This is a genomic window from Kineococcus aurantiacus (assembly GCF_013409345.1).
GTDB classification, from domain to species: Bacteria; Actinomycetota; Actinomycetes; order Actinomycetales; family Kineococcaceae; genus Kineococcus; species Kineococcus aurantiacus.
Map to the genome: position 1 here is coordinate 3,117,932 of NZ_JACCBB010000001.1, position 25,963 is coordinate 3,143,894.

A 25,963-nucleotide genomic window follows, 5' to 3' on the forward strand; every position below is an offset into this window, starting at 1 on the left:
CGGCACCGGGTTCTCGATTGGTGCTCGCCCGCGGTTCTCGGCAGGGTGAGGCGCCGGTACCCGTCCTGGACCCCGACCGACCGGAGCTGATCGCCGTGCGCCGCAGAGCCGTCCTGGCCGCCCTGTCCGCCTCCCCGCTCGTCGCCGCCACCGCGTGCAGCGCGGGGGAGGGCGTCGACACCGGGGACGACACCGGCGGCACCTCGGGGGGTTCGGGGGGCGGCGCGTTCGTCGCCGCCATCAGCGCCCAGCCCGACCAGCTCGACCCCCACAAGACCACCGCGTACGCCAGCTTCCAGGTGCTGGAGAACGTCTACGACACCCTCGTCGTCCCCGACGGCGACGACCTGTCGATGCAGCCCTCCCTCGCGACGAGCTGGGAGACCAGCCCCGACGGCCTCACGTGGACGTTCACCCTCGCCCAGGGCGTCACCTTCCACGACGGTTCCCCGTTCCGGGCCGCCGACGTCGTGTTCTCCTACCGGCGCATCATCGACCAGGACCTCGCCAACTCCTCCCGGTTCGCCACCGTCGCCGACGTCACCGCCCCCGACGACCAGCACGTCGTCATCACGCTGAGCGAGCCCACGCCGAACCTGCTCTCGCGCATCGGCGCGTTCAAGGGCATGGCGATCCTGCCCGAGGGCGTCGACGAGTCGACCCTGGCGACGAAGGCCGTGGGCACCGGCCCGTTCTCGCTGCAGGGCTCCTCCGCCAGCGAGATCTCGCTGGAGCGCTTCGACGGCTACTGGGGGCAGGCGCCGGACATCGGCGGGGTGACGTTCCAGTTCATCACCGAACCCGTCGCCGCCCTCACCGCCCTGACCACCGACCAGGTGCAGTGGACCGACAACGTCCCGCCGCAGAAGCTCGCCGACCTCGGCGAGGACGACTCCGTCGAGCTCGGCAAGGTCGCCAGCGTCGACTACTGGTACCTGGCGATGAACTGCGCCAAGGCGCCCTTCGACGAGGTGGAGGTGCGCCGGGCCGTCGCGTTCGCCCTGGACCGCGAGGCCATCACCGAGGCCGCGAAGTTCGACACCGCGCGCGTCAACCAGACGGCCATCCCGCAGGACTCGAAGTGGTACTACGACTACGCGCCCTTCACGACCGACGTGGACCAGGCGAAGCAGCTGCTGCAGCAGGCCGGGGTCTCCACGCCGCTGACGATGGGGCTCATGGTGACCTCGGAGTACCCCGAGACCGTCACCGCCGCGCAGGTCATCGCCAGCCAGCTCGAACCGCTGGGCATCACCGTCGAGATCCAGACCGAGGACTTCGCGACCTGGCTGGACCGCGAGGGCCGCGGCGACTTCGACGCGTTCATGCTGGGCTGGCTCGGGAACGTCGACCCCGCCGACTTCTACGAGGACCAGCACCGCACGGGCGGGGCGAACAACTACCAGAAGTACTCCAACCCCGTCACCGACGACCTGCTCGACCGCGGCGCCGTCGAACCGGACGAGGCCCGGCGCAAGGAGCTGTACGACCAGGCCGCCAAGCAGATCGTCGACGACGTGTCGTACCTGTACCTCTACAACCCCGACGCCGTGCAGGTCTGGAAGAAGGGCGTCACCGGGTACCAGGTCCGGGCCGACAAGGCGGTGAACTTCGACACCGTGGCGCTGCCCTCGTGACCGGCGTGGCGGTGCGGCGCGTCCTGCAGGCCGTCGTCGTCCTGCTCGGGGTGAGCGTCCTGACGTTCCTGCTGGTGCACCTGGTCCCCGGCGACCCGGTCCGGCTGGCGCTGGGCACCCGCTTCGACCAGTCCACCTACGACGCGCTGCGCGAACGCGCCGGGCTCGACCAGCCCGTCCTGACGCAGTTCCTGTCCTGGATCGGGCACGCCCTCACCGGCGACCTCGGGGTGAGCTTCCGCTCCGGCGACCCCGTGACGCTGCTCATCCTCGAACGGCTGCCCGCGACGGTGTCGCTGGCGCTCGCCTCGATCGTCGTGGCGCTGCTCATCGCGGTGCCGCTGGGCACGGCGTCGGCGCTGCGGCCGCGGTCGTTCCTCGACGGGTTCGGGACGGTGGTGTCCCAGATCGGGATCTCGGTGCCGGAGTTCTGGATGGGCATCATGCTCATCCTCGTGTTCGCCGGGACCCTGGGCTGGTTCCCGGCCAGCGGGTACGTCCCGTTCTCCCAGGACCCGCTGGGCTGGGCGCGCTCCCTCGTGCTGCCCGCCGTGACGACCGGGCTGGTCTCGGGCAGCGTCCTGACGCGGTTCACCCGCTCCAGCGTCCTGGAGGCCCTGTCGGCCGAGCACGTCCGCACGGCCCGGGCCAAGGGGCTGGGGCCGCGGGCCGTCCTGAACTGGCACGTGCTGCGCAACGCGCTGCTGCCGCTGGTCACCGTGACGGGCGTCCAGCTGGCGTACCTGCTGTCGGGGGTGGTCGTCGTCGAGATCGTCTTCGCGTGGCCGGGGCTGGGGTTGCTGGCGCTGCAGTCGGTGCAGGCGCGCGACTACCCCGTCCTGCAGGGTGCGGTGCTGCTGTTCGCGGTCGTGTTCCTCGTCCTGAACCTGGTGGTGGACCTGCTGTACTCCAAGCTCGACCCGAGGATCGCGTCGTGACCGCCGTGCAGCCGGTGCCGCAGGTCTCGGTCCGGCCCCGGCGCAACGCCTTCCTCGACGGCCTGAAGCTCCTGCTGTCCTCGCCGCCGGCGCTGTTCGGCGCGGTCGTGCTCGTCGTGGTCGTGCTCGTGGCGCTGCTCGACGACCAGCTCGCCCCGTCGGGGGCCAACGACGTCGACGTCGCCGACCGCCTGCAGCCCCCCGGCGCCGCGCACTGGTTCGGCACCGACGACCTGGGGCGCGACATCCTGTCCCGGGTGGTCCTGGGCGCGCGGGTGTCGCTGCAGGTCGGCGTCGTCGCGGTGGGCCTGTCCCTCGTCGCCGGTGTCCTCGTCGGGTTGTTCGCCGGGTTCTACGGCCGCTGGGTGGACACCGTGCTCATGCGGGCGATGGACGTCCTCTTCGCGTTCCCCGCGATGCTGCTGGCGATCGCCGTCATCGCGATCCTCGGGCCCGGCACCACGAACGCGATGATCGCCATCGCCATCACCTACACCCCGGTCTTCGCGCGCGTCACCCGCTCGTCGGTGCTGGGGGTCCGCGAGACCGTGTACGTCCGCGCGTCCCGCTCGATCGGGGCCTCGGACCTGCGGCTGCTGTTCCGGCACGTGCTGCCGAACGCGGCGCCGCCGGTCATCGTGCAGACGTCGGTGAGCCTGGCGTTCGCCGTGCTCGCCGAGGCGGCCCTGTCGTTCGTGGGCCTGGGGACGCAGCCGCCCGCGCCGAGCTGGGGCCGGATGCTGTCCGAGGGCCGCGAGTACGTCGACCTGGCCTGGTGGATCGCGGTGTTCCCCGGCCTGGCGATCGTGCTGCTGGTGCTGGCCTTCAACCTGCTGGGCGACGGGCTGCGCGACGTGCTGGACCCGCAGCAGCGCAGCGCGCTGCAGGCGGGGAAGCGGACGTTCGGGAGGAGGCGCCGGTGAACGTCCTGGACGTGCAGGACCTGCGGGTGTCGATGGACACCGCGCGGGGCACCGCGCACATCGTCAACGGCCTGGACCTCTCGGTCGCGGCCGGGGAGACCGTCGCGGTCGTGGGGGAGTCCGGCAGCGGCAAGAGCGTGTCCGTCACGGCCCTGCTGGGGTTGCTGCCCGGCCACGCCCGGGTCAGCGGCCGGGCCGAGTTCGACGGCCGCGACCTGCTGGCGATGTCGGAGGCGCAGCTGCGGACGGTCCGCGGCAACGGCATCGGCACGGTCTTCCAGGACCCCATGACCTCGCTGAACCCCGTCCTGACCGTCGGCCGGCAGGTCGGGGAGGGGCTGCTGGCCCACCGCGCGGTGACCTCCAAGCGCGCCGCGCGGGAACGGGCCGCGGAACTGCTCGCCGACGTGGGGCTGCCGGACCCCCGCGGCACCCTGGACCGCTACCCGCACGAGCTGTCCGGGGGGATGCGCCAGCGCGTCGGCATCGCCATCGCGCTGGCGGGGTCGCCGAAGCTGCTCATCGCCGACGAGGCGACGACGGCCCTGGACGTCACGGTGCAGGCGCAGATCCTCGAACTCGTCGCGCGGTTGCAGTCCGAGCACGGCACGGGCGTCGTGTGGATCACCCACGACCTGGGGGTCGTGGCGGGCATCGCGGACCGGGTGCTGGTGATGTACGCGGGGCGGTGCGTGGAGGACGGCTCGGTCGAGGAGGTGTTCTCCGCCCCCGCCCACCCGTACACGCGGGGCCTGCTGGGTTCCCTGCCCTCGCTGCGGGACCCCGGCGAGGACCTGGTCGCGATCCCCGGGACCCCGCCGCCGCCCACCGACCTGCCGCCGGGGTGCGTGTTCCACCCGCGGTGCCCCGTGCGGGGGGACGTGCGGTGCGCCACCGAGCAGCCGCCACTGGTCCCGGTGGGCCGCACGCACCGCGCCGCGACGTTCTGCACGACCCCGGAGGTGGACTCGTGAACGACGTGCTGGTGCGGGCCCGCGACCTGCAGGTGCACTTCCCGGTGCGCTCGAAGGGACTGCGCCGCAAGCAGACCGGCGCGGTGCGCGCCGTGGACGGCGTCGACCTGGACGTGCTGCGCGGCGAGACGCTGGGCCTGGTGGGGGAGTCCGGGTGCGGGAAGTCGACCCTCGGCAACGCCCTGCTGCGGCTCGTGGAACCCACGGGGGGTTCCGTCGAGTTCGACGGGACGGACGTCACGGGCCTGTCGGCGCGGGCGCTGCGGTCGCTGCGCCGGCGCGCCGTGATGGTGTTCCAGGACCCCTACGCCAGCCTGGACCCGCGGATGACCGTGGGGCAGACGGTGGCCGAGCCGCTGCAGGTGCACGGCCTGCGGTCCGGTTCCCGCCCGGCGCGGGTCGCCGAGCTGCTCGAGCTCGTCGGTCTCGACCCGTCGGTGGCGTCGCGGTACCCGCACGAGTTCTCCGGTGGTCAGCGCCAGCGCGTGGGGATCGCCCGCGCCCTGGCCGGTGAACCGGACTTCGTGGTGTGCGACGAGGCCATCGCCTCGCTGGACGTCAGCGTGCAGGCGCAGGTGCTGAACCTGCTGCGGTCCCTGCAGCGGGAGCTGGGGCTGACGCTGCTGTTCGTGTCCCACGACCTGGCCGCCGTCCGGCACCTGTCGGACCGGATCGCCGTCATGTACCTCGGGCGCGTCGTGGAGGTCGCCCCGGCCGCCGACCTCAGCGCCGACCCGCAGCACCCGTACACGCGCGCGCTGCTGTCGGCGGTGCCCGTGCCGGACCCGGCGCGGGAGCGGTCGCGGGAACGGATCGTGCTGTCGGGGGACGTGCCGTCCGCGGCGCGCGTCCCCTCGGGGTGCCGGTTCCGCACCCGCTGCCCGGCGGCGTTCGAGCCGTGCCCCACGGTCGACCCGGCCCTGCAGCCGGTGCCGGGGGCGCACGGCGGTGACCTCAGCGGTGAGCACGCCGCGGCGTGCCACCTGCACGGGGTGGTCGCGGTCAGCCGCTGACGCGGTCCGCGCGCACGCCCAGCCCGGCCAGCACGCCGGTCCCGTCCTCGGCGGCCAGGACGGCCAGCAGCACGTGGACGTCGTCGACGTGGTCGGCGCCGCGGCGCACGGCCTCGGTGAAGGTGCCTTCCAGCACCGCGCGCGCGTGGGCGTCGAAGGGGATGAGCGCCGGGACGTCCCCGGCCGGGGCGGGCAGCGAGGCGCGGGTGACGCGGCGCACCTCCTCCAGGTCGGCCCCCTGGGCCGTGACGGCGCGCGCCGCGGCGCCGTCCGCGTCGGCCAGGAGGGCCAGCAGGAGGTGCGGCACCCCGATGGTCGCGTTCTCCTCGCGGCGGGCGAGTTCCTGGGCGCCGACGACGACGGCGCGGGCGGCGTCGGTGAACCGGCTGAACCCCTGGCTGGGGTCCAGCGGGGCGGGTGCGTCCTCGTCCCCATCGGTGTCCCGGCCGACGAACCGCTTCTGCGCGGCCTGCCGGGTGACGCCCATGCTGGCGCCGATCCGGGTCCAGGAGGCGCCGGAGCGGCGGGCCTGGTCGACGAAGTGGCCGATGAGGGCGTCGGCCGTCTCGCCGAGGTGCTCGCCGAGGAGGACGGCGTCGCTGAGGCGGTCCAGGGGGTCGTCGTGGCGTCCGGTGACGGTGCGGACGAGGTCGTCGAGCCGGACGAGCTGGGTGGGTTCCGTCATGGCGTCAACCATAGGTTGACACTCCGGGGATTGTCAACCACGGGTTGACAATCATGACCGCGACGACCCGCTGGACACCGCGACGCGCTCGCGCAGCGGGCCAGCCGCGGTCAGGTCGAGCGTGGTGCCGGACCCGCGCAGCGTGGGGAACGCCTCGCGCAGGAACTCCCGGCTGCGGCGCGCGGCCTCCCGGTGCACCGGGTCGTGGTCGTACAGCTCCACGCTGATCCAGCCGTCGAACCCCGAGGCCAGCACCGCGCCCACGGCGTCGAAGTCCACGTCGCCGTCCCCGGGGACCAGGTGCGCGTGCACCCGGTCGGCGATGTCCTCCACCTGCAGGTGCCGCGTCACCGGCAGGTGCCGCTCCAGGGAGGCCAGCGCGTCGTCCTCGACGACGACGCAGTGCCCCAGGTCCTGGCTCAGCCACAGGTCCGGGCTGCCGGTGCGCTCCAGCACGGCCGCCACCTCGGCGTTCGTCCGGTAGTGGAAGTCCGGTTCGGGCTCGATGCCCAGCACGGTGCTGCCGCGGGGCAGCCCGGCCGCGTCGAGGGACTCGTGCAGGGTGTCGAGCAGCACGGCCACGGCCTCGTCGAACCAGGCGTCGGCCTGCGCGGCGCTCACCTCGGGCCGCCGGCGGCCCGAGGAGAACACCACCAGCGGGACGCCGACGAGGACGCCGGCGCGGACGCCGCGCTGCAGCAGGTCCAGCCGCCGGGCCCGCTCGGCGGGGTCGGGGTCGACGAGGGCGGGTTCGAACGGGGAGTCGCCCAGCAGGTGCGGGTCGCCGGTGGCCAGGCTGCAGGCCGTCAGGCCCGTGTCCGCCAGGGTGGCGCGCAGGCGCTCGGCGTCGGCGGCCGAGAACGTCCACGGGTCGACGTGCTGGTGGTTCAGGGACAGTTCGATCCCGTCGTACCCGAGGTCGGCCAGGGTGCGGACGGCGTCGTGGACGTCCAGCGAGCGCAGGCCGTTGGCGTTGTACGCCAAGCGGGTCGTGGGGGTCGGGGGAACGGGCACGAGGGCTCCTCGGGTCGCGGTGGGGTGCGGGACGGCGACGTCGGCGTGACCGGGTGGTGGAGCCGCGGCGAACTGCCCGTGAACCGTTGGTTCCAGGACCGGCGACGGGACGGTCCCGGTTCGACGTAACCACGTCCGCAGGGGCCCCGCACCGCGAGAACCGGTGAGGATCCTCACGGGAGTTCGGCGCGCGGACCCCGGGGGGCGCGGGCATGGTGTTCTGGTGCTCTTCATCCAGACCGCGGGTGAGCGAGGTCAGCGGTGACCGCCCCCGTGAACCCCGGTGAACTCCCCGCGACCACTCCCGGTACCGACGCGCCCGTCGTCGAACCCTCCACCCTGACCCTCCTGCGGGAGGTCGCGGACGTGAAGCGCTTGCGCGACGCCCGCGGCCCCGGTTCGCTGGCCGACCGCGCCTTCACCCGTTCCTGGCGGCTCCTGCTGCGGGACTGGTCCCCGGAACAGGTGCAGCGGCTGGCGCTGCGCGAGGTCGCGCACACCCTCGTCGCGGCCCGGCTGGCCGGTGTCGACGCCGGTGTGCTGGCCACCGCGGGCCTGGACCGCGCCGAACGCCTGACCGTGCTGCAGCGCGCCTTCGACGCCGTCGCGGCCACCGCGCAGGGGGGTTTCGGCGACCTCGCCGACCTGCGCGCGGCGCTGGACCCCGACCCCTTCGACGAGGACCTGCTGCCCGCCGCGCCGCCGTTCGTCGACGCCCTCGTGCGCCAGCCGCGCGCCGGGGCCACCCACCCCGAACTCCCGCGCGTCGTCGTCGAACCGCCCGAGAGCCACGGCGACCACTGCTTCGTCACCGCCGTGTACTCCGCCCTCGTCGCGCCCCGCTTCGGGGTGCAGCGCGGTACGGCGTTCCTCGTGGCGCTGGCCCACCACCTGCCCAACGGCGACCTGCCCGACGCGGGTTTCGGCGGCGAGGTGCTGCTCGGCGAGCACTACCTGCCCGTGCTGGCCGCCCTGGAGGAACGGTCCCTGCGGCAGCTGCCGGCCGGCCTGGCCGCGCACCTGCGGGACCTGCTCCCGCAACGGGAGACGACGGGCACGGACGTCGGGCGGGTGTTCAACACCGCCGACGTGCTGGACCGCGTCCTGCAGGTCCACCACCACGCCCGCGCCGCCGCGTTCACCGCCGCCCAGGCCCTCGACGACCTGGACATCGTGCACCCCGGTGCCGTGCAGCAGTTCCAGCTCGGCGTGCTCGCCGGCGCCGGCATCCCCGTGCGCTGAAACCCACCGATCGAGGAGTTCCGTGACCGTCCCCGCCCAGCACGACCAGCAGCACGACGGACGCACCGGCTGGGTCATCGCCGGTGCGGGCTGGGTCGCGCGCGACCACATGGCCCCCGCCCTGGCCGCCTCCGACAGCAGCCGCGTCGTCGCCGTCGTCGACCGCGACCTCGACGCCGCGCGGTCCCTGGCCGCCCGGTTCCCCGGCGCGCTCGCCCACGACGACCTCGCCGCGGCCTTCGCCACCCCCGGGGCGCAGATCGCCTACGTGGCGACCCCGAACCACGCCCACCGCGAGGTCGCGCTGGCCGCCGCGCAGGCCGGTCTGGCCGTTCTGTGCGAGAAACCCCTCGCCGCCGACCTCGACGACGCCGCGGCCCTGGTGGCCGGCTGCGAGCAGGCCGGGGTCGTGGCCGCGACCGCGTTCGACCAGCGGTTCCACCCCGCCCACGAGGTCGTGGCGGGGATGCTCGCCCGCGGCGAGCTGGGCACGGTGACGGCCGTCCGGGTCGTGTACGCCTGCTGGCTGCCGCCGGGCTGGGCGCCGCCGGGCAGCACCACGGGCGACAACTGGCGCGTCGACCCCGTCCGCGCCGGTGGCGGGGCGTACGTGGACCTCGCCCCGCACGGCCTGGACCTCGTGGGGACGCTGCTGGGCGAGGACGTCGTGCGGGCCACGACCCTCCTGCAGCACCGCGTCCACGACTACGCCGTGGACGACGGTTCCGTCCTCGTGGGCAGCACGGCCTCGGGGGTGCTGGTGACGATCTCGAACTCCTTCAACACCGTGGAGACCCTGCCGCGGCGCCGCCTGGAGATCGTCGGGACGGCCGGCCAGCTCGTCCTGACGAACACCATGGGTCAGGACGCCGGGGGCCGCGTCGAGTTCGTCGACGCCGCCACGGGCGAGTCACGCGACGTCGAGTTCGACGGCGAGACGTCCCCGTTCACCGGGGAACTGCGCGCGCTGGAGGCCGCGGTGACCGGCGGGTCGCCGTGGCGGTTCCCGATGGCGCGCGACCTGCGCCTGCTGCACCTGCTGCACGAAGCCATCGGCGCCGGTGCCCCCGAGTCCGGTGCCCCCGAGTCCGCGACCCCGCCCGCGTCCCCGCAGCCCGCGACCCTGGAGGCACGACGATGACCGGCCCCGACGACTCCCACGCCCTGCGCGGTGTCCGCGCCGGGGAACTGGCGCCGCTGCCCACCCGGGCCCACCGCCAGCACCGCGCGTACTCGTGCACGAACTGCGGGCACTGGCAGCGCTGGTTCGCCCACACCCCGCCGCCGTCGTGCCCGGTGTGCTCGGACGTCCGCAACGAACTGCCCGTGGACGGTTTCGCGTTCCTGCGCGAGACCGAGGTCGACGCCCTGGTGACGACGTCGTGGCGCGAGGCCGTCCCGGGGGTCACGGAGTTCTGGTGCGACCCCGTCGTGGGCCTGGGCTCGCACGGGTGGGTCCTGGAGACCGCCGACGGCCTGCTGGGTTTCGAGGCCGCGCCCTGGTACTCCGCGGACGCGCTGGCCGAGCTGCGCCGCCGCGGCGGGCTGCGCGTCCTGGCCTCCAGCCACGTCCACGGCTTCGGCGGGCTGTGGCAGCTGCAGGACGAGCTCGACCCGCCCGTCGTCTCGGTCGGGGTCCACGACCTCACCTGGACCAAGGCGTTCCGCGTCACCTGGCCCGCCGACGACCGGACGGAACTGGCCCCCGGCATCACCCTGCACCGCACGGGCGGGCACTTCCCCGGGCACAGCGTCCTGCACGACGCCGACCGCGGGCTGTTCTTCTGCGGGGACTCCCTGAAGATCGACCTCGACGCCGACGGGAACGCCACGGCCCTCAGCGCCCACAAGGCGTTCCACGCGCAGATCCCGCTCTCGCGCGCCGAGCTGCGCAGCATGCGCGAGATCGTCGGCGCGCTGGAGTTCGACACCGTGTTCAGCCCGTTCGAGTTCGCCCGCGGCGTCACCACCCGCCACGTCGTCGCCCTGGTGGACCACATGCTCGCCAACCCGCCGTCGGCGGCACCCGTCCCGATGGACGTCCTCGCCGCGAAGGTCGGGGTGTTCGCGTGAGGACCACCCACCCCCTGACCGTCGACCACCCCGTGCAGGAGGGCGGCGACCACCGCGCCACCGACCGGTTCCGCGACGTCCTCGGCGAGCGCGACCGGTTCCAGTTCCCCACCTACCGCCTCGACACCGTCGGCGTGCCGTCCTGGTGGACGATCGCGGCGACCGGCACCGCCGGCGCGGCGGCCATCGGCCACGGCTACGGCGCCACCGACGCCGACGCCCGCCGCTCCAGCTGGGGCGAGTCCGCCGAGCTGGGGCTGCTGCGCCGGAAGGTCTCCACCCTGGAGCACCGCCGCGGCACCCGCGCCGACCTCGTCGCCGAGTTCGGCGCCGACGCCGTGCTGGACCCGCCCGCGGTGTGCCTGGACGCGGGCGCCGCCTACGCCCCCGACGCGCCGCTGAACTGGCTGCCGCTGCAGCGGTTCGGCACGGGGGAACGGGTCTGGGCCCCCGCCGACGTCGTGCTGCGCGACGCCGACGAGCTCCCCCCGGGGTTCATCGACGACCTGCCGCGCCTGGTGACCCGCCACGGCAACGGCCTCGGGGCCGGGGACAGCCTGGACCGGGCCGTGGCCCACGGCATCGGCGAGCTCCTCCAGCGCGACGGCAACGGCACCCGCTTCCGCGCCCTGGACACCGGCGTCGTCCTCGACCTCGGCCCCGGTGACGGGTACGTGCAGGACCCCGTGACGCGCGAGGCGCTGGCGAAGCTGCGCGCACAGGGGGTGCACGTCGTGCCCAAGCTCGCCAACGACTGGTCGGGGATCGTCAACGTCACCGTCGTCGGCGCCGACGAGCACCCCCTGCAACCGGTCATGGTGACCGCCGCCGGCGAGGCCGCCCACCCCGACCGCGAGGTGGCGCTGCGCAAGGCCGTCCTGGAGTTCGCCGCGGCACGCTCGCGCAAGGCGTTCACCCACGGCGACCTCGACGCCGTGCGGGCCATCAGCCCCGACGGGTACGTCGACCGCTACGCCGCCGACCCCTCCACCCAGGAGCAGCGCGCGCTGCGCGGGATGCTCGGCTGGCTCCAGCGCGACGCCGCGCAGCTGCGGGCGCTGCTCGAACCCGTCGTGCTGGCCGAGCGCAGCCGCCGGCGCTTCGACACCCTGCCCACGTGGGACGCCCCCGAGGGCGCCGACGAGCAGCAGGCGCTGGCCGCGCACCTCGTCGGGCTGCTGCGCGAGCGGGGTTTCGACGTCCTCGTCCTGGACTGCTCGCACGGGGACGTCGCCGTGGCCCGCGTCGTCGTGCCCGGCCTGGAGGTCGAGATCGTCAGCTACGGGCGCATCGGCGAGCGCGGCCTGAGCGACCTGCTGGAACGCGGCGACGGCCGCACCGGGCTGCACGGCATCGTCGGCCTGGGCGTCCCCGGCGCCGCGGGGGTCCCCGCCACCGCCGCCCCCGTCCACCTCACCGACGCCGCGCGCGAGCGCGTCGGCGGCCCGGCGTGGCTGGACCGCGCCGCGCTCGACCGGGTCCTGGGCGACCTGTACCCGCTGTACCGCGAACCGGCACTGCACGCGGCCGCCGTGGCCCGCGCGAAGGGATGGACCGCATGAGGATCTGCTTCGTCAGCCGCCGCTACTGGCCGGCGGTCTCGGGCATGAGCGTCTACGCCGAGAAGCTGCTGGAGGGTCTCGTGGCCCGCGGCCACGACGTCGTGCTCGTCTCGCAGTTCCGCGGGGACCCCACCGGCAGCGCCGTCTACGGCGGGGGCCCGCCCCCGGCCGACCGCGTCCCCGCGGGGGTGCGCGCCGTGGGGCTGGAGGCGCTGGGGGAGCAGCGGGTCGCCGACGGCGCCCCCGCCGACTTCGACGCCGACATCGCCACGATGCGCGCCACCGTCGAGCGCCTGCACGCCGAGGAACCCTTCGACCTGCTGCACGCCCAGTACGCCTGGCCCACCGGCATGGCGGTCCTGGAGGCGTCGGCGTCCCTGGGGCTGCCGTCGGTGGTCAGCGTCCAGGGCGGCGACGGGCACTGGGTCGGGCTGTGCTGCCCGGCGCACTCGGTGGGCATCCGCACCGTCCTCGACCACGCCGGGGCCGTCCTCATCGGCTCGCAGACGTTCGCCGACGAGGTCGTCGAGCACCACGGCACCGACCCGGCCCGCTTCGACCTGGTCGGCGGGGCCACCGACACCACGGCCTTCACCCCCGCCGACGACACCGCCGTCGGCGCGCTGCCCGCGCAGGGCCCGGTGACGCTGCTGTTCCACGGCCGCGTGGACCGCCGCAAGGGCGTCCTGGACCTCCTGCACGCCCTGGCCGCGCTGCGCGCGGACGGCCGCGACGTGCGGCTGCTGGTCTCCGGCATCGGCCCCGACGTCACCGCCGTGGCCGACCTCGTCGCCGAGCTGGGCCTGGGCGCGGCCGTCGAGCAGCGCGGCTACGTCCCGTACACCGACGCCCCGGCGGTCTACCGCGACGGGCACGTGTTCGTCTCGCCCACCCAGTCGGAGGGTTTCTCCAACACCATCCTGGAGGCGATGGCGGCCGGCCTGCCGGTCGTGACGACCCGCACCGTGGGGGTCGTGGACTGCGTGCGCGACGGGGAGAACGGCCTGCTGCACGAGGTCGGGGACGTCGAGGGCCTCGCCGCGGCGCTGCGCCGCCTCCTGGACGACCCCGCCCTGGGCCCGAAGCTGGCCCAGCAGGCGCTGGCCGAGGTGCGCGACGTGTGGTCGTGGCCGGCCCTCACCGCGCGCGTGGAGGCCGTCTACGACCGCCTCGCCGGGACCACCCCGGACACCGCGTGGACGGCGCTGGACCCGGCGGAGCGGCCCACCAGCCGCGGGCGCGGGGTCGAGCCCGCGACCGCGGACGCCGACTGCCGGTTCCTGGCCACCCCGCACCTGCTGTGAGCCCCACCCGGGTCCTGGCCGTCTCCCCGCACCTGGACGACGCGGCGTTCTCGGCGGGCGCCCTGCTGGCCGGCCTGGCCGCGGCGGGCGCGCAGGTGCACGTGGTGACGGTGTTCACCGCGACCGTGCCCGACCCGACGGGGTTCGCGCTGGCGTGCCAGACCGACAAGGGCCTGGGCCCGGAGGTGGACTACATGGCCGTGCGCCGCGCCGAGGACGCCGCCGCGATGGCGGCCCTGGGCACCACGGGCCACCACCTGCCCCTGGCCGAGGCCCCGCACCGCGGGTACGGCAGCGCCGCGGCCCTGTTCGGGCCCGTCGCGGCCGGCGACGAGGACGGCCCGGCCACCGTCGGGGCCGCCCTGGAGGGCTTCCTCGACGCGGACCGCCTCGGCGGCCCGGTGGACCTGCTGCTGGGCCCGCAGGGCCTGGGGGACCACGTCGACCACCGGCACGTGCGGGCCGCCGTCGACGCGCTCGCCGTGCGCCGGGGGCTGCCGCTGGCCCGGTGGGCCGACACCCCGTACGTGCTGCGCCCCGGGGCCCAGACCCCCACCGGCACCGCGCGCCGCGCCGAACCCGCGGAGCTGGACGCCAAGGTGGAGGCCTGCGCCGCCTACGCCACCCAGCTCGGCTTCCAGTTCGACGGGACCGCCGCGATGGCCCGGGCGCTGCGGGACTGCCCGGAGACCTTCGACGCCCCCGTGCCCGATCCCCGCAGTGCTTGATCACCGCAGTGCTCGATCACCGCGGGACCTCGCGGTGATCGAGCACTGCGGGGATCAAGCACTCTGCGGGGCCCTCCCCGGCCCCCGGAGCGTGACGGTCCCGCCCGGGCCTGCGGCAGCCGGGTGAAACCTCGCCGCCGGGGCGCCGAACGGTCCAGCTCGCGCCCCCACCGGCCGAGCACCAAGACGTGGAACCGTCCGCTGCGCCGTCGCCCGACGCGCAGTCCGCCCTGCGCGCCGACCTGCTCGACGCCGTCACGCACGGCCCCGCCGACCTGGACCGCGTGCTGGGGCTCGTCGTGGACCGGCTCGCCGGCCCCTGCGGCGTCCGCCGCGCGCGGCTGGTCCCCGCCCCGGCCCTCGTCGACCCCGACGCGGTGGTCGTCCCGCTGCGGGTGCTCGGCGAGCCGCTGGGCCTGCTGGAACTGACCCGCCGGCCCGCGACCGCCAGCCGGGCCGAACCGCGCCCCGACGTCCTGGCCGACCTCGCCCACCACGTCGCCGTCGTCGTCAAGGCCGAGGAGAACCGCCGCACCCGCCGGCTGGACGCCGACGTCACCGACGCCGTGCGGCGGCTGTTCGAGGAGGGCACCCGCGCCGCGTCCGTGCGCGAGGCCGCCGAGGTGCTGGCCCGCGTGACCGCCGACGTCCTGCGCGCCGAGCGCGTCGCCGTGCACCTGTCCGCCGAGGACACCCGCATCCTCGACGTCCTCGACGTCGGCGTCCCCGCGGGCACCGCGGCGGCCCTGCGCGCCCAGCTCGTCGGCACCCGCGCCGCCGACTCCCCGGTGTGGCGGCACGCCGAGGACACCCGCGGGCCGGTCCTGGCCGACTGCGCCGCCGTCCAGCCCGGTCGCCCCGGCGGGTTCATCTCCACCATGCAGCTGCGCTCCTACGCGGCCATGCCGCTGCTGTCGGCCCGCGGCCCGGTCGGCATGGTCGTGTGCGGCGACGTCACCCGCGCCCGCACCTGGACCGAGCGGGACCGCCGGGTGGCCCGCCAGCTGGCCCTGCAGGGCGCCCTCGTCGTCGACAGCGCCCGCCTGCGCCAGGCCGAGCACGAGCACCTCGCGGAGCTGCAGCACCGCGCCGACCACGACGGCCTGACGGGCCTGCCCAACAGGGGCCGGCTGCTGGCGGCGCTCGCCGGGGCCCTGCCCGCCGCCCCCGGTGCCGGCGGGGCGCTGCTGCTCATCGACCTCGACGGCTTCAAGCAGGTCAACGACGGCTTCGGCCACCTCGTCGGCGACGAGCTGCTGCGCGCCGTCGCCCGCCGCCTGCGCCGGGTCCTGCGGCACGACGACGTCGCCGCCCGGCTGGGCGGGGACGAGTTCGCCGTGTTCGCGGCGGAGGCGTCCGCGGCGGACGCCGGGGCGCTGGCGCGCCGGCTCGTGGAGGTCCTGAGCGCACCGGTCGCGGTCGAGGACGTCACGGTGCGGGTGGGCGCGAGCATCGGGGTCGCGCTGCTGGCCGAGCACGGCGACGACGTCCCGGGGCTGCTGCGGGAGGCCGACGCGCGGATGTACGAGGTCAAGCGCCGGGGGCGGACCGCGCGCGCCGACCGCCACCCGGAGCCCGCCGCGCGGGGCTGACCACCCACCGGTCGCCGTTCGCCGGCGAGCCCCCCGGGCGCGGCTGCTTCGAGACCGTCGCGGAGGAGGTGCTGCTGCCGGGGCTACCGCGGCCCCGCGGCGCGGGCCTGCTCGACCCCGGAGAGGGCCTCGCGCAGCTGCTGGATCCAGTCCTGCTGGTGCTGCCCGACCAGGCGCACGCACCAGGCCAGGGCCTCGGAGCGGGTCCGGGCGACGCCGGCGTCGACGAGGGTGTCGAGCACCTGGCGCTGCGGCTGCCGCAGGCGGGTCATGACGGGGGTGGCGAGGTTGGTGAACAGCTCCTCGGTCTGGCCGCACGCCGCGCCCCAGGCGACCTTGCGGCCGAACAGGGACTCGGCCTCGTCGGCGATGCGCATGCGCGCGGGGCGGGTCTCCTCGCGGAAGCGGGCGATGCGGCCCGCCTCGGCGCGGCGGGTGGCGGCGGTCCCGCCCTCGGTGCCGTCGGGGACGGCGAGCCGTCCCGTGACCACGATCTCCTCGCGGTCGACGGAGACCGCGGGGGCGGTCTCGAACCAGTCCTGCGGCAGCCGGCCGGACAGCCAGGCCGCGATGTCGGCGTCGTCGCTCATGCTTCGATTACACGATTACTCAGCAAGCGCGTCAAGGGGTGACCGCGGTGCCCGCCCCGTCGGGGCGCTCGGCCGCCACCCGGCGGAACTCCTCCAGCACCGCGGCCGTGGGGGCGTCCGCGCCCCGCCCGGCCCGCGTCGCCGCGTAGATCGACCGCGCCGGGGCCGGCCCGGCCAGCGGGACCACCCGCAACCCGCCGGGCCGCAACGGGTGCGCCAGGCGCGGCACGAGGGCCACCCCCGCCCCGGCGGCCACGAGCGCCGCCAGCGCGTCGTACTCGGCCGCGTGGTGCCGGACGTCGGGGGCGAAACCCGCGGCCGCGCACGCGCCCAGCGTGATCTGCGCGCACGCGTCGTCGGTGGCCGACGCCACCCACTCCTCGTGGGCCAGCTCCGCCAGGTCCACCTCGGCGGCACCGGCCAGCGGGTGGTCGGCGGGCAGCAGCACGTCGAGCACGTCGGTCAGCAGGTCGACCCGGTCGTACCGGGCGTCGTCGCGGCGCGGGCCGCCCGGGTGGTCGACGGAGACGACGACGTCGAGCTCGCCCGCGTCCAGGCCCGCGACCGCGGCGACGGGCTCGCGCTCGCGGACCAGCAGCCGCAGGCCCGGCCGCTCGGCGCGCAGCCGCCGCAGCGCGGGGGCCACGACGGCGAAGACGGTGGTGGCCAGCGAGCCGATGCGGACCTCGCCCACCAGCCCGGCGTCGAAGGCCAGCAGGTCGGCGCGGGCCTTCTCCAGCTGGGCGGCCACGGCGTCGGCGTGGGCGAGCAGGACCCGCGCCTGACCCGTCAGCCGCACGCCGCGCCCCTGGCGCTCCAGCAGCGGGACGTCGAGGTCGCGGGCGAGCCCGGCCAGCTGCTGGGAGACCGCCGACGGGGTCAGGTGCAGGGCGCCGGCCGTCGCGGCCACCGTGCCGCGGCGCTCCACCTCGCGCAGCAGGCGCAGCCGCCGCAGGTCGATCGTGAAGTCCTCGCTGTCGAGAGCCATGAGGGAAGTCTAGATGGACTGAACGTTCGCGGGGGAGGAGCATCGGGGGCGTGACCCGCCGCACCACCCTGCTCTTCGCCGCCCTCGGCGTCGCCTGGGGCATCCCGTACCTGCTCATCGCCGTCGCCGGCCAGGAACTGGCCCCCTCGACCCTCGTCCTGGCCCGGACCGCGCTCGCCACCCTCGTGCTCGCCCCGATCGCGCTGTCCCGCAAGGAGGTCCGCGCCTGCCTGCCGGCGCTGGCGCGGCACTGGAAGGCCGTCGCGGCCTACACGGGCTTCGAGATCGTGGGCCCCTGGCTCTTCCTGGCCCGCGCCGAGCACGACCTGCCCAGCTCCACGACCGCGGTCGTCATCTCGGCCGTCCCCGCCGTCGGCGTCGTCGTCGCCTTCGCGACGCGGCGCGCCGAGCGCCTCGGGACGGCCGGCTGGCTCGGCCTCGGGCTCGGGACCCTCGGCGTCGCGACCCTCGTCGGTCTCGACCTCGGGCCCGGGCAGGGCGGGGCCGTGGCCGAGCTCGCCGTCGTCGTCGTCGGCTACGCGATCGGCCCGGCGGTCCTGGCCCGGTACCTGGCCGACCTGCCCGCGATGGCGGTCGTCCTGGCCAGCCTGCTGCTGTCGGCGCTCGTCTACGTGCCCGTCGTCGCGCTGGGGCCGGGCCTGCCCGACACCTTCCCGTCCGCGCCGGTGGTCGCCTCGGTCGTCGTGCTGGCCCTCGTCTGCACCGCCGGGGCGTTCCTCGTGCTGTTCGCCCTCGTCGCCCGCATCGGGCCGGTGCGCTCGACCGCCGTCGTCTACGTCAACCCCGTGGTCGCCGTCGCGGCGGGCGCGGTCGTCCTGGGGGAGCGGATCACCGCCGCGACGATCGCCGGGTTCGCCCTCGTGCTCGCCGGGTCCTTCCTGGCGACCCGCGGGCCGCGGGAGGGTTCCGCGCGGTCCCCGCAGCCGCTTACCGTGGAGGCGTGAGGCCGGAGGGGGAACTGCGCTGGGCCCCGGGCCGGCCCGTCCCGGTGACCACGATGCTGCGCACGCTGCGCCGGGGCGCCCAGGACCCGACCTTCCGGCTGGACCCCGACGGCTCGGTCTGGCGCGCTACCCGCACCCCCGAGGGCCCGGTGACCCTGCGCGTGCGGGCCTGCTCCGGGGACGTCGAGGCGCAGGCGTGGGGACCGGGCGCGGACTGGGCCCTGACCGGGGTCCCCGAGCTGCTCGGCGCTGCCGACGACACCTGGGCCGACTTCGTGCCCCGCCCCGAGCACACCGTGCTCGTCGAGTCCTGGCGGGCCAACCGGCACTGGCGCACCACCCGGACCCGCGCCGTCTTCGAGGCGCTGTCCGCCTCCGCGCTCGAGCAGGTCGTCACCGCCGTCGAGGCCTTCGCGGCGTGGCGCCGGCTCGTGCACCGCTTCGGCGAGCCCGCCCCCGGCCCGGTGGCGCTGCGGCTGCCCCCCACGCCCGAGCAGTGGACCCGCATCCCCTCCTGGGAGTGGCTGCAGGCCGGGGTGGAGCTGCGCCGGCGCAAGGTGACGATCCTCGCCGCGCCCCGCGCCGCCGGCCTGGAGCGCACGCTGACCCTGGGGCCGGAGGAGGCCGACCGGGCGCTGCGGTCCCTGCCGGGGGTGGGGGTCTGGACGTCGGCGGAGGTGCGCCAGCGCGCCCACGGCCACGCCGACGCCTTCAGCTTCGGGGACTACCACGTCGCCAAGAACGTCTCCTGGGCGCTGACGGGGGAGGTCCTCGACGACGCCGGGTGCGCCCAGGTCATCGAGTGCTACCGCGGGCACCGCTTCCGGGTCCAGCAGCTGCTGCTGCTCGCCGGGGCGTCCCGCCCCCGGCGCGGACCGCGGATGACGCTGCCCGCCCACACCCCGAACCGGGCGGTCCGGCGCGGCGCGATCTCCGCCCGCTGAGGACGGGGTGCCGCCCGGACCGGGCGCGGGGCGGGTCGGCCCCGGTGGTGTCCAGCTCGGCCAGGTCCTGCCCGGACACGACGGTGCCAGCGCCGGCGACGTCCTCGCGCAGGTGCGTCACCGACCTCGTCTCCGGCACGAGCAGCACGTTCGCCGAACCCTCAGAGGGCCAGGTGCAGCCGCAAGGCGTCGTCCAGAGCGTCCAGCGCCTCGAACGGCAACCGCCCCACAGCCGGTCCCAGACGATCCACCGACACGGCACGGACCTGCTCGGCCTGGGCCTTGGAGTCGACGTGCAGCCCGGTGTCCCGGGCCGTGAGCAGGACCTGGAAGGGGAACACCCGGGCCGTGTTGCTGGTCACCGGGACGACGGTGACCACGCCTCGACCCAGGCGTTCAGCGGCTGCGTTGGCTCGATCGTTGCTGACCACGACCGCCGGCCGGCGCTTGTTCGCCTCGGTGCCGCGGACGGGGTCGAAGTCGACGAGGCGGACCTCTCCGCGTCGCATCAGCGCAGTCCGTCAGCGGCTGCGCCTTCCCACGCCTCACGGTCCCCGGAGTCGTCCCACTCCTCCCACGCCGCGGCGTAGTCCTGCTCCAGGTGCTGGTGGGCCAGGGCCCGGATGGCCCGCTGCACCGCCGCGGAGCGAGAAGGCAAGCCGGCTTCCCGGACGTGCTCGTCCAGGGCGGCGACGTCGGCTTCGGACAGGCTGATGCTGAGCTTCACCTCGATGATGCTACTTGAGTAGCATCATGGGTGCCACCAACCGGTCGTCACCGCCCCGTGGCGCCGGGGACCCGCGCGACCGCCCGCACGGGCGACCCGTCCCCGCCGCTCAGCGCCCACCCGAAGGCGAAGAACTCCACCCGCGCCGGCAGCGCGGCCAGGTTCACGAGGTTCTCCACGACGACGCCGGGGTCCTGCCGCGTGCCGAGCAGGACCCGGTGCGCGGCCAGGGTCCCGGGGGCGTCGACGCTCGGGGCGTCGGTGCCCACGGTCCGCACCCCGGCGGCCCGCAGCGCCCGCGCCGCCTCCACCGTCAGGTGCGCGTCGGCGGAACCGGTGCGTAGCAGCACGATCCGCTCACCGACCCCGGTCAGGAGCTCCGGCCCGATCGCCGTCGCACCGCGCACGTCGACGACGTCGGCGGGCCCGGCGAACAGGTCCAGCGGGAGCTCGTCCAGCGCCGGGCCACCGGGGTCGACGTGCACGGGGGCGTCGACGTGGGTCCCGGTGTGCGAACCCAGCGTCAGCTCGGTGACGCGCGGACCGTCCCCGGGCAGGGTCCGCGCCGAGAACTCCGGGTCACCGGGGAAGACCCGCACCCCGGGCCCGACGGGCAGGCTGAGGTCGACCCACATCAGCGGGGCAGTTCGACGACCCGCACGACGACCCCGTCGGGGCCGCGCTGCACCAGCCCCGCGAGGAACTCCGCCCACAGCGCCGACAGCACCCGCTGGGTCAGCGCCCCCAGGGAGAACTCGTCGGCGGCCCGCAGGTGCAGCTCGGGCCCCTCGACGGTCACCGCCCCGCCGGTGACCGGGCCGGCGGCGAGGGCGACCTCGGCGGCCCGCCCGAGGCGTTCGGGCACGGGCCCGGGCGCGACCGGCGGCGGCTCGACGCCCCCGGCGCCCAGGGCGGCGCGGACGGCCTCGACGTGACCGAGGCGGAACCAGTCGCCCGCCGCGTCGCGCACGAGGGAGCGTGCCCCCGGCCCGTGCTCGGTGCCCGGCAGCACGAGGTCGGCCAGGCCGCGCAGCAGGGCCGCGGGCACCCCGCGCGTCTTGCCCTTGACGAGGTCGGCGGCCGCGGCGATCTCGTCGGCGACGGCGCGGGCCGTCACCGACAGGTCCCGGCCCTGCGCGTCGACCGTCCCGCGCAGGTCGTCCAGGACGTCGAGCCCGGCCGCGCCGAGGGCGAAGTCGGTCTGCCCGGTGCGCCAGGCGCGCCCGGCGGTGTCGGTGACGACGACGCCCACGACGGCGCCGGTCAGCTCGTGCAGGCGCTCGCGCAGGTCGCGGGCGGCGGCGTCGGGGTCGGGGGGCAGCGTGAGCACGACGTCGCCCTCGACGTTGGAGGCGTCCACCCCCGCGGCGGCCATCACCGGCCCGGCGGCGGCCTCCACGACGCGCGCCACGCCCGTGGGGGTGCGCCGGGCCGCGACGAGCCGGCGGGACTCGCGCAGCACGACCTCGTCGCGCTCGGTGGCGGTGACGCTCAGCCCGGCGGCCTTGGACACGACCTTGCTGGAGACCGCCAGGACGTCGCCGTCGTTGAGGGAGGCCCGCTGGGCGTGCAGGGCGTCCACGACCAGCCCGGCGACGTCGTCACCGGCGTGGACCTCCCCGATGCCCGTGAGCCCGACGACCTGCAGGGGGGTGCCGTTCACGCCGCACGCTCGGCGGGGCGCAGCTCCAGGGCCAGGTCCAGGGCGGCCCCGGCGAGGTCGGCCGTGGCCTGCGGGGAGCTCATGAGCAGCGGCCGCCGGCGCACGTGCAGCCCCGCCCGCACCGGCGGTTCGTCCTCCTCGGCCACGAGCCAGCCGTCGAGGAAGTCGTCGTACAGGCCCGCGACGGCCGCGGCGGTGGTGGGGACGCCGATGGCGGCCAGGCACGCGTCGGCCATGCCGCGCACGGGGGCCCCGGCGATGACGGGGGAGACCCCCACGACGGGCGCCGGTGTCGCGACGAGGGCCTCGCGCACGCCCGGGACGGACAGGATCGTGCCGATGGACACGACGGGGTTGCTGGGCGGCAGGACGACGACGTCGGCCTCGCGCAGCGCCTCCAGCACCCCGGGGGCCGGGCGGGCCGTCGCGGCGCCGACCGGTTCGAGGGCGAGCGCGGGGACGGCGGCGTGCAGGCGGACCCACCACTCCTGGAAGTGCACGCGGCGGGTGGAGCCGTCGGGCTCGGCGAGGTCGACGTGGGTCTCCACGACGTCGTCGGTCATCGGCAGCAGCCGCACGCCGGGCCGCCAGCGCTCGCAGAGGTGGGCGGTGACCTCGGACAGCGTGGCGCCCTCGGCGAGCATCCGGGTGCGGACGAGGTGGGTGGCGATGTCCTTGTCGCCCAAGGTGAACCACGACGGTTCGGCGCCGTAGGCGGCCAGTTCGGCGGCGACCCCGGAGGTCTCCTGCGACCGGCCCCAGCCGCGGACCTCGTCGATGCCGCCGCCGAGGGTGTACATGACGGAGTCGAGGTCGGGGCAGACGCGCAGGCCGTGCAGGGTGACGTCGTCGGCGGTGTTGCTGACGACGGTGACGGCCGCTCCGCGCCGCGCGGGGTCGGTGGCGGCCGCCAGGTGGGCCAGCAGCCCGCGCAGGAACCGGGCGCCGCCCACGCCACCGGCCAGAGCGGTGATCCGAAGGGGTCTGCTCGCGTCGCTCACGGTGGCCATCATCCCCTGCCGGTGGGGTGCTCACCCGAACGGAGCAGCGTGAGGGGTGTGACGGGTGTGACGTGTGCGCGCCCGACGGACGCCCGAGGCGAGGTGGATACCACGCTGGGCTTGACTACGAGGGACGACACGCGTGTAATTCCACCAGTGGTGGTCGCAGGGTGACTGGCACATCACCGGCAGTGACAGATGAGGGCGTGGGGGCCACCAGTGAGTGACGACTTCGAGTACCTCGAGGACGAGGACGGGACCGACGTCCCCTCCCCGGACGGCCGGCCCGAGCTCTCGCTCGTCGAGCTGACGGGGGGGCTGACCGGGTTGTCCGGCCTCACCCCGGAGGACCCGGGCTGGGCCGAGCTCGCGCTGTGCGCGCAGACCGACCCGGAGGCCTTCTTCCCCGAGAAGGGCGGCTCGACCCGCGAGGCCAAGCGCGTCTGCCTCGGCTGCGAGGTCCGCCAGGAGTGCCTGGAGTACGCCCTGGCCAACGACGAGCGCTTCGGCATCTGGGGCGGGCTCAGCGAGCGCGAGCGCCGCCGCCTCAAGCGCCGCATCAGCTGAGGATTCCCCCTCCCGGGCGCTACGGTCCGGCCCCCCGCGTGACGAGTAGTCAGGACGGGGGGACCACCGGTCCCGCCGCGGCCACGGGAGGGGAGTCCATGAACCAGTCGATCTGGGAGCGCCGGCAGGCCGTCGCGTCTCGGCTCGAGGGGCAGGTCAAGGCCGAGCGCGTCGTGCGCGACGAGTTCGCAGGCGCCCTGGCGGCCGCGTCGCTGGACCCCGCCCACGTCGACCCCGACGGCCACCTGGGCCGGGCCGTCGCCGCCGTCGCCCACCTGGCCGCCGGCGAACCCGGCTACGACCTCGTCCTGAGCCTGCCCACCGGCGTCCACGGCGCCCGCGTCCACGCCGACGCCGACGGCCGCGTCACGGTCGGCGTCGTCCCCCTCGGCCCCACCCCGCCCGAACCCCGGCCCGAAGCCCAGCCCGAGCCCGGCGACCAGCCCACGGCCGTCGCCTCCGAGCTCGCCGCCCTCCTCTGGCGGCGCTGACACGCCGTCGGGGCCCGCGAGACCACCCGAACGGACCCCCGCACCACCCGAACGGTCCCTCAGGGCCGCCCCCGCGACCGACGATCACTCCTCCAGTGCCGGGACCCCGGCCAGAACGTCACTGACGACCGTTGGTGCGCCTCGCTCGACGACGGTGCACGCTGGAAGAGGAGCACGCATGACCTCCCTGTTGCGACGCGTCCGGGTGGGCGCGCGCTTCGCGATCGCGTTCGGGGTGATCCTGGCGCTCACGCTGCTGACGGGCGCCGTCGCCTTCGTCGGCAGTCACGCGCAGTCGGCGTCGCTGACGGACACCCACGACGCCGCGAAGCTGGTGAAGTACGTCGACCAGCAGCGCTACTACGACGCCCAGCTCGCCGGCTGGCAGGCCGGGTACGCCTGGGACACCTACCGCGTCGGCGTCGAGGCCGCCCTGGCCGACGACAACACCAACCGCGCCGGGTACCTGGCGCAGCGCACCGAGCTGGTGTCCTCCCTCAAGAGCGCCCCCACCGACCTCATGACCGCCCAGGAGCGGGCGATCAACGCGCACCTCATCGAGCTGTGGGACCAGTTCATCGACTACGACAACCGCGCCGTCATCGCCTGGCGCGACGGCCGCACCGTCGACGCCGAGACCCACCTCAACGAGGGCGGGTACCCGGTGTACCAGGAGATCCTCGACCAGATGGACGTCCTGGAGGCGTCGGTGGAGGCCCGCAACAGCGCCGCCGAGGCCCGCGCCGCCCGGGTCGCGGACATCGCCCAGGGCTTCATCGTCGGCTTCGCCGTCCTGGCCGTCGTCCTGGTCGCCCTCATGCTCACCGCCCTCATCCGCACCGTCGTCACGCCGCTGCGCCAGCTCACCCAGCGCGCCGACGAGGTCGCCTCCGAGCGGCTGCCGCAGGCCATCGCCCAGATCCAGGGCATGGCGGCCGACGCCACCCCGCCGACCCTGCCCGCCTTCGCGGTCACCGCGCAGGACGAGCTGGCCGACCTGGCCGTCGCGTTCAACCACGTCCAGGACAGCGCCCTGGACCTGGCCGTCGAGCAGCACCGCGCCGAGCGCGCCGCCGCCGAGATGCTCGTCAACCTCGGCCGCCGCAACCAGAACCTGCTCAGCCGCACCCTGGCCTTCCTGTCCGAGCTGGAGCGCAACGAGCGCGACCCGCAGGTCCTGGAGAAGCTGTTCAAGCTCGACCACCTGTCCACCCGCGTCCGCCGCAACGCCGAGTCGATGCTCGTCCTGGCCGGGGCCGACCAGACCCGCGCGAAGTCCCGCCCGGTGAAGGTCTCCAGCGTCGTGCGCGCCGCCCTCGCCGAGATCGAGGACTACCCCCGCGTCGACCTGGCGCGCCTGGACGAGCTCACGCTGCACGGCAGCGCGGCCGCCGACGTCACCCACCTGCTGGCCGAGCTGCTGGAGAACGCGACCGCCTTCTCCGCCGGCACCACCCGCGTCGTCGTCACCGGCGTGGTCGGGCCCGAGGGCGGCTACCGCCTCAGCATCGCCGACTCCGGCATCGGGATGAGCGCGCAGGAGCTGGCCGAGGCCAACCGCCGCATCGCCGAGGCGGCCTCGACCCGCCCCGACTCCCGACTCCTGGGCCACCACGTCGTCGGCCTGCTCGCCGACCGGTGGGCCGCGGGCGTCACCCTCCTGGCCGGTGCCGCCGGCGGGACCGTGGCCGTCGTGGAGCTGCCCCCGACGCTGGCCCTCACGGCCGACCCGGCCCTCGAGGCGACGGTCGAGCCGGTGGCCCAGCCCGTGGTCCAGCCCGTCACCCAGCCCGTCGTGCCCGTCGCCGAGCCGGCGCTGGTCGCGGCCGTCGCCGCCGTCCGGACCGCCGAGGCCGTCGCGCCGTCCGCGCCGGCCGCGCCGGTCGAGCCCGTCGCGGCCGCCCCGGCCCCCGTCCCGGCCCCCGTCCCGGCCCCCGTCGCGGTGCAGCCGGTGCAGACGGCTCCGGCCCAGCCGGTCCCCGTCCAGCCGGTCCCCGCCCAGCCGGCCCCCGCGCAGCCCACCCGGGTGCGGGGCGCCCAGCTCGGCGAGCTCGGCCGCGACCTGGGCCGCACCGCCGAGACCGGCCAGGGCCCGCAGGTGGCGACGCTGCCCACCGGGACCAGCGTCCCCACCGTCCCGACCCGCGTCCGCGGCGCGCAGCTGCCCGACACCGGTGAGGACACCGCGGCGACCGCCACCACCCACCGCTCCGCCGACCAGGTCCGCCGCGGCCTGTCCGGCCTGCAGAGCGGCGTCTCCCGCGCCCGCCGCGACAGCGCCGCCCAGCTCGGCGCCGAGAGCACCACCGACACCACCGACCCGTCCACCGAGAGCGAGTGAC

26 protein-coding genes are annotated in these 25,963 nt (G+C 75.8%); 17 read left to right on the forward strand and 9 right to left on the reverse strand.

What is annotated here, in order from left to right:
- The first annotated feature begins 86 nt into the window (after positions 1-86).
- The 5 genes from BJ968_RS15065 to BJ968_RS15085 all read left to right on the forward strand — a co-directional run bounded on the left by BJ968_RS15065 (position 87) and on the right by BJ968_RS15085 (position 5,485).
- Positions 87-1,637, forward strand: coding sequence for an ABC transporter substrate-binding protein (locus tag BJ968_RS15065; protein ID WP_246315564.1), 1,551 nt, complete (start codon positions 87-89; stop codon positions 1,635-1,637).
- Positions 1,634-2,575, forward strand: a complete 942-nt coding sequence (locus BJ968_RS15070) for an ABC transporter permease subunit (RefSeq protein ID WP_179753191.1) — start codon at positions 1,634-1,636, stop codon at positions 2,573-2,575. Before BJ968_RS15065 ends, BJ968_RS15070 begins: the two co-directional genes overlap by 4 nt.
- A gap of 62 nt (positions 2,576-2,637) precedes the next feature.
- A complete protein-coding gene (locus BJ968_RS24780) occupies positions 2,638-3,498 on the forward strand; it encodes an ABC transporter permease subunit (RefSeq protein WP_179756769.1) in 861 nt (286 codons plus the stop codon).
- A gap of 32 nt (positions 3,499-3,530) precedes the next feature.
- Positions 3,531-4,472 (forward strand): ABC transporter ATP-binding protein, encoded by a 942-nt coding sequence (locus BJ968_RS15080; RefSeq protein ID WP_179756767.1) that lies wholly within the window; start codon positions 3,531-3,533, stop codon positions 4,470-4,472.
- Entirely contained in the window at positions 4,469-5,485 is a 1,017-nt protein-coding gene (locus BJ968_RS15085; protein WP_343078057.1) for an ABC transporter ATP-binding protein, read from the forward strand. Before BJ968_RS15080 ends, BJ968_RS15085 begins: the two co-directional genes overlap by 4 nt.
- Here the strand turns inward: BJ968_RS15085 and BJ968_RS15090 are convergent.
- Both BJ968_RS15090 and BJ968_RS15095 read right to left on the reverse strand, forming a co-directional pair.
- Positions 5,475-6,170 (reverse strand): Clp protease N-terminal domain-containing protein, encoded by a 696-nt coding sequence (locus BJ968_RS15090; protein ID WP_179753193.1) that lies wholly within the window; start codon positions 6,168-6,170, stop codon positions 5,475-5,477. The two genes, BJ968_RS15085 and BJ968_RS15090, sit on opposite strands and share 11 nt — an antisense overlap.
- 51 nt (positions 6,171-6,221) lie before the next feature.
- Positions 6,222-7,184 (reverse strand): TIM barrel protein, encoded by a 963-nt coding sequence (locus BJ968_RS15095; RefSeq protein ID WP_218885077.1) that lies wholly within the window; start codon positions 7,182-7,184, stop codon positions 6,222-6,224.
- Positions 7,185-7,445: 261 nt separating this feature from the next.
- On the opposite strand from BJ968_RS15095, the gene BJ968_RS15100 reads away from it, so the two are divergent.
- The 7 genes from BJ968_RS15100 to BJ968_RS15130 all read left to right on the forward strand — a co-directional run bounded on the left by BJ968_RS15100 (position 7,446) and on the right by BJ968_RS15130 (position 15,685).
- The gene (locus tag BJ968_RS15100) at positions 7,446-8,426 is read left to right on the forward strand and encodes an HD domain-containing protein (RefSeq protein WP_218885078.1); all 981 of its coding nucleotides are present in this window, start codon (positions 7,446-7,448) and stop codon (positions 8,424-8,426) included.
- 22 nt (positions 8,427-8,448) lie between these two features.
- Positions 8,449-9,567 (forward strand): Gfo/Idh/MocA family protein, encoded by a 1,119-nt coding sequence (locus tag BJ968_RS26740; RefSeq protein ID WP_343078058.1) that lies wholly within the window; start codon positions 8,449-8,451, stop codon positions 9,565-9,567.
- Positions 9,564-10,499 (forward strand): MBL fold metallo-hydrolase, encoded by a 936-nt coding sequence (locus BJ968_RS15110; RefSeq protein ID WP_179753197.1) that lies wholly within the window; start codon positions 9,564-9,566, stop codon positions 10,497-10,499. The genes BJ968_RS26740 and BJ968_RS15110 overlap by 4 nt, the downstream gene beginning before the upstream one ends.
- Complete coding sequence (locus tag BJ968_RS15115) at positions 10,496-12,061, forward strand: YcaO-like family protein (RefSeq protein ID WP_179753199.1); 1,566 nt, start codon at positions 10,496-10,498, stop codon at positions 12,059-12,061. The genes BJ968_RS15110 and BJ968_RS15115 overlap by 4 nt, the downstream gene beginning before the upstream one ends.
- Positions 12,058-13,365 (forward strand): glycosyltransferase family 4 protein, encoded by a 1,308-nt coding sequence (locus BJ968_RS15120; protein ID WP_179753201.1) that lies wholly within the window; start codon positions 12,058-12,060, stop codon positions 13,363-13,365. Before BJ968_RS15115 ends, BJ968_RS15120 begins: the two co-directional genes overlap by 4 nt.
- Entirely contained in the window at positions 13,362-14,093 is a 732-nt protein-coding gene (locus BJ968_RS15125; protein WP_179753203.1) for a PIG-L family deacetylase, read from the forward strand. The genes BJ968_RS15120 and BJ968_RS15125 overlap by 4 nt, the downstream gene beginning before the upstream one ends.
- 188 nt (positions 14,094-14,281) lie before the next feature.
- The gene (locus tag BJ968_RS15130) at positions 14,282-15,685 is read left to right on the forward strand and encodes a diguanylate cyclase domain-containing protein (protein ID WP_179753216.1); all 1,404 of its coding nucleotides are present in this window, start codon (positions 14,282-14,284) and stop codon (positions 15,683-15,685) included.
- Positions 15,686-15,768: 83 nt separating this feature from the next.
- Here BJ968_RS15130 and BJ968_RS15135 read toward each other — a convergent pair whose 3' ends face one another.
- Together BJ968_RS15135 and BJ968_RS15140 are read right to left on the reverse strand one after the other, a co-directional pair.
- Positions 15,769-16,275, reverse strand: coding sequence for a hypothetical protein (locus BJ968_RS15135; protein WP_179753218.1), 507 nt, complete (start codon positions 16,273-16,275; stop codon positions 15,769-15,771).
- Positions 16,276-16,306: 31 nt separating this feature from the next.
- Positions 16,307-17,263 (reverse strand): LysR substrate-binding domain-containing protein, encoded by a 957-nt coding sequence (locus BJ968_RS15140; RefSeq protein ID WP_179753220.1) that lies wholly within the window; start codon positions 17,261-17,263, stop codon positions 16,307-16,309.
- 50 nt (positions 17,264-17,313) lie between these two features.
- Here BJ968_RS15140 and BJ968_RS15145 point away from each other — a divergent pair, with 50 nt between their 5' ends.
- Positions 17,314-18,228 (forward strand): EamA family transporter, encoded by a 915-nt coding sequence (locus BJ968_RS15145; RefSeq protein WP_179753221.1) that lies wholly within the window; start codon positions 17,314-17,316, stop codon positions 18,226-18,228.
- On the forward strand, positions 18,225-19,172 hold the full coding sequence (locus BJ968_RS15150; protein ID WP_179753224.1) for a DNA glycosylase family protein: 948 nt from the start codon (positions 18,225-18,227) through the stop codon (positions 19,170-19,172). The genes BJ968_RS15145 and BJ968_RS15150 overlap by 4 nt, the downstream gene beginning before the upstream one ends.
- A 161-nt stretch (positions 19,173-19,333) precedes the next feature.
- On the opposite strand, the gene BJ968_RS15155 is transcribed toward BJ968_RS15150, so the two are convergent.
- Genes BJ968_RS15155 through cofD form a run of 5 tightly spaced genes read right to left on the reverse strand, consistent with a single transcriptional unit; the run spans position 19,334 to position 22,572 of the window.
- Entirely contained in the window at positions 19,334-19,681 is a 348-nt protein-coding gene (locus BJ968_RS15155; protein WP_281372722.1) for a type II toxin-antitoxin system PemK/MazF family toxin, read from the reverse strand.
- A complete protein-coding gene (locus BJ968_RS15160; protein WP_179753226.1) occupies positions 19,681-19,899 on the reverse strand; it encodes a ribbon-helix-helix domain-containing protein in 219 nt (72 codons plus the stop codon). Before BJ968_RS15160 ends, BJ968_RS15155 begins: the two co-directional genes overlap by 1 nt.
- 47 nt (positions 19,900-19,946) lie before the next feature.
- Complete coding sequence (locus BJ968_RS15165; RefSeq protein WP_179753228.1) at positions 19,947-20,534, reverse strand: cyclase family protein; 588 nt, start codon at positions 20,532-20,534, stop codon at positions 19,947-19,949.
- Positions 20,534-21,562, reverse strand: coding sequence for a coenzyme F420-0:L-glutamate ligase (gene cofE, locus BJ968_RS15170; RefSeq protein WP_179753232.1), 1,029 nt, complete (start codon positions 21,560-21,562; stop codon positions 20,534-20,536). Before cofE ends, BJ968_RS15165 begins: the two co-directional genes overlap by 1 nt.
- The gene (gene cofD / locus BJ968_RS15175; protein ID WP_179753234.1) at positions 21,559-22,572 is read right to left on the reverse strand and encodes a 2-phospho-L-lactate transferase; all 1,014 of its coding nucleotides are present in this window, start codon (positions 22,570-22,572) and stop codon (positions 21,559-21,561) included. The genes cofE and cofD overlap by 4 nt, the downstream gene beginning before the upstream one ends.
- A 210-nt stretch (positions 22,573-22,782) precedes the next feature.
- Between cofD and BJ968_RS15180 the strand changes: the two genes are divergently transcribed.
- From BJ968_RS15180 to BJ968_RS15190, 3 genes are all read left to right on the forward strand, one after another.
- Positions 22,783-23,130: a WhiB family transcriptional regulator gene (locus BJ968_RS15180; protein WP_425491502.1), complete on the forward strand. Its 348-nt coding sequence runs from the start codon at positions 22,783-22,785 to the stop codon at positions 23,128-23,130.
- Positions 23,131-23,228: 98 nt separating this feature from the next.
- A complete protein-coding gene (locus tag BJ968_RS15185) occupies positions 23,229-23,621 on the forward strand; it encodes a hypothetical protein (protein WP_179753236.1) in 393 nt (130 codons plus the stop codon).
- Positions 23,622-23,799: 178 nt separating this feature from the next.
- Positions 23,800-25,962 (forward strand): HAMP domain-containing protein, encoded by a 2,163-nt coding sequence (locus tag BJ968_RS15190; RefSeq protein ID WP_179753238.1) that lies wholly within the window; start codon positions 23,800-23,802, stop codon positions 25,960-25,962.
- The last annotated feature ends 1 nt before the right edge of the window (position 25,963 follow it).

Excerpts from the sequence above, each read along its gene's own strand:
- BJ968_RS15080 (WP_179756767.1), top strand. The coding sequence starts at position 3,531 with ATGGACACCGCGCGGGGCACCGCGCACATCGTCAACGGCCTGGACCTC.
- BJ968_RS15090 (WP_179753193.1), bottom strand. The coding sequence starts at position 6,170 with ATGACGGAACCCACCCAGCTCGTCCGGCTCGACGACCTCGTCCGCACC.
- BJ968_RS15110 (WP_179753197.1), top strand. The coding sequence starts at position 9,564 with ATGACCGGCCCCGACGACTCCCACGCCCTGCGCGGTGTCCGCGCCGGG.
- BJ968_RS15120 (WP_179753201.1), top strand. The coding sequence starts at position 12,058 with ATGAGGATCTGCTTCGTCAGCCGCCGCTACTGGCCGGCGGTCTCGGGC.
- BJ968_RS15135 (WP_179753218.1), bottom strand. The coding sequence starts at position 16,275 with ATGAGCGACGACGCCGACATCGCGGCCTGGCTGTCCGGCCGGCTGCCG.
- BJ968_RS15140 (WP_179753220.1), bottom strand. The coding sequence starts at position 17,263 with ATGGCTCTCGACAGCGAGGACTTCACGATCGACCTGCGGCGGCTGCGC.
- BJ968_RS15155 (WP_281372722.1), bottom strand. The coding sequence starts at position 19,681 with ATGCGACGCGGAGAGGTCCGCCTCGTCGACTTCGACCCCGTCCGCGGC.
- BJ968_RS15165 (WP_179753228.1), bottom strand. The coding sequence starts at position 20,534 with ATGTGGGTCGACCTCAGCCTGCCCGTCGGGCCCGGGGTGCGGGTCTTC.
- cofD (WP_179753234.1), bottom strand. The coding sequence starts at position 22,572 with ATGGCCACCGTGAGCGACGCGAGCAGACCCCTTCGGATCACCGCTCTG.
- BJ968_RS15185 (WP_179753236.1), top strand. The coding sequence starts at position 23,229 with ATGAACCAGTCGATCTGGGAGCGCCGGCAGGCCGTCGCGTCTCGGCTC.
- BJ968_RS15190 (WP_179753238.1), top strand. The coding sequence starts at position 23,800 with ATGACCTCCCTGTTGCGACGCGTCCGGGTGGGCGCGCGCTTCGCGATC.